2 protein-coding genes are annotated in these 1,088 nt (G+C 42.5%); both read left to right on the plus strand.

The genetic code is table 11. The features are described 5' to 3' along the window. The first annotated feature begins 143 nt into the window (after positions 1 to 143). Positions 144 to 401: a DUF2282 domain-containing protein gene (locus A3738_RS17865; RefSeq protein WP_068476000.1), complete on the plus strand. Its 258-nt coding sequence runs from the start codon at positions 144 to 146 to the stop codon at positions 399 to 401. A 28-nt stretch (positions 402 to 429) separates the two neighbouring features. Beyond that, positions 430 to 1,088, plus strand: a 659-nt coding sequence (locus tag A3738_RS17870; protein WP_068763753.1) for a DUF692 domain-containing protein, incomplete at its 3' end; no start/stop codon positions are given.

The following is a 1,088-nucleotide window of genomic DNA, read 5'->3' on the forward strand; positions in this document are numbered from 1 at the left end:
TCTTAGAAATATGGCCAGAAAAAGAGTTTTTCTAAAAATAATCAAAAAAAATATGAACTTCCAAAACCCCTACTAGTCTTTATTTGGGACGGAAGCGCGCAGTCGTCATCAAAAATATCTAATCAAAAAAAGAGGAATAATAGATGTCAAAGGTAGCAACACTAACTAAGTCAACCATCGCTGGTCTTGTAGCAATGGGTGTAATGGGTGCAGCGTCTGATGCGGTTGCAGGAAAGCCAGGTTTTGAGAAATGCCAAGGTATTGCCAAAGCAGGTATGAATGACTGTGGTACGAGCAAGCATAGCTGTGCTGGTCAAGCAACGGTTGATGGTGACCCAGAAGAGTGGGTATATGTTCCAGAAGGAACATGTAAAAAAATCGTTGGCGGTAAAGTGAAGTAACATTTTGCAGCGTACTGGACTAAGAGCAATGAACTCAGCTTCCCCTTTCTCTTCGCTTGAAGGCCTTGGTCTTGGTCTACGTTCGCAGCATTATCAAGACATACTCTCTGGACAGAATCATCCTCAATGGTTTGAAGCGCTAACAGATAACTATATGGGTGACGGAGGTTTACCTCTTCAATATCTGTCGCAAATAGCAGAACGCTTTCCCATCACCTTTCATGGTATCGGTTTATCTTTGGGTTCCTTAGACCCCTTGAACCAAGATTATCTAAAAAAACTCAAAGCGCTTGTTGATCGTTTTCAGCCAGCACTTGTTTCTGATCATTTATGTTGGACGAGCGCATCAGGTCTTCACGGGCATGATCTTTTTCCAATGCCTTATACAGAGCTTGCGGCAAAACATATTGCTGAGCGTATTGAGCAAGTCCAGGAATACTTAGGTCGCCAAATACTGATCGAGAATGTTTCCAGCTATCTTGAGTTTAAAGACAGTTATTTGAGTGAAGTTGATTTCTTGTGCGAAGTACTTGAGCGCGCAGACTGTTTGTTGCTGTGCGATATCAACAATATCTACGTGAGTGCTCAGAATCATCAGTTTGATGCTAAAGATTATTTGGCGCGACTATCGGCAGATCGCGTGAAGGAATTACACCTAGCAGGGTTTGAAGACCAGGGTACACATTT

Source organism: Oleiphilus sp. HI0066 (genome assembly GCF_001635725.1).

What these genes read in the sequence shown, in the direction of transcription:
- A3738_RS17865 (WP_068476000.1), top strand. Translation starts at nt 144, where the DNA reads ATGTCAAAGGTAGCAACACTAACTAAGTCAACCATCGCTGGTCTTGTA.